The sequence below is a fragment of the Neisseria sp. P0009.S007 genome (assembly GCF_051962515.1).
Window position 1 is genome coordinate 1 of record NZ_JBQCVF010000705.1, and the last position, 860, is coordinate 860.

Below are 860 nucleotides of genomic sequence, written 5' to 3' on the forward strand. Positions count from 1 at the left end.
TTCACCAGCATCCTCATCGGCGGCATGGTATTGACCTTTATTTGGGCAACCGGCGGCCTGATTGCCGATGCCAAAATTCCTGTCTTGTTCGATACCCAAGCCCCTTCCGGCACCAGCTACTGGATGTATGTCGCCACCGCCCTGCCCGTTTGCCTTGCCTCATTCGGTTTCCACGGCAACGTTTCCAGCCTGCTCAAATACTTTAAAGGCGACGCGCCCAAAGTAGCCAAATCCCTGTGGTCGGGTACGCTGATTGCCTTGGTGATTTACATCCTCTGGCAAATCGCCATCCAAGGCAACCTGCCGCGCAGCGAGTTCGCACCGGTTATCGCCGCTGAAGGCCAAGTTTCCGTCCTGATCGAAACGCTGTCCAAGTTCGCCCAAACCGGTAATATGGACAAAGTGTTGACCCTGTTCTCCTACATGGCAATCGCAACGTCCTTCCTCGGCGTAACGCTCGGCCTGTTCGACTACATCGCCGACATCTTCAAATGGAACGACAGCATCTCCGGCCGTACCAAAACCGCCGCGCTGACCTTCCTGCCGCCTTTGATTTCCTGCCTGCTCTTTCCTACCGGCTTCGTTACCGCCATCGGCTACGTCGGCCTGGCAGCAACCATCTGGACAGGCATCATCCCCGCCATGCTGCTCTACCGCTCGCGTCATAAATTCGGCGTCGGCAAAAACTACAAAGTTTACGGAGGATTCTGGTTGATGGTTTGGGTCTTCCTCTTCGGCATCATCAACATTGCCGCCCAAATACTGAGCCAAATGGAACTTGTCCCCGTATTTAAAGGTTAAATTCCCTTAAGGCCGTCTGAAACACCCTCTTTCAGACGGCCTAATTCATTATTTTCCGC

General features: G+C 54.1%; 1 protein-coding gene. It reads left to right on the plus strand.

Annotated features, from left to right (window positions below; all coding sequences use genetic code 11):
- Positions 1-801, plus strand: an 801-nt coding sequence (locus ACTHS3_RS15815; protein WP_440368484.1) for an aromatic amino acid transport family protein, incomplete at its 5' end; no start/stop codon positions are given.
- Positions 802-860: the final 59 nt, after the last annotated feature.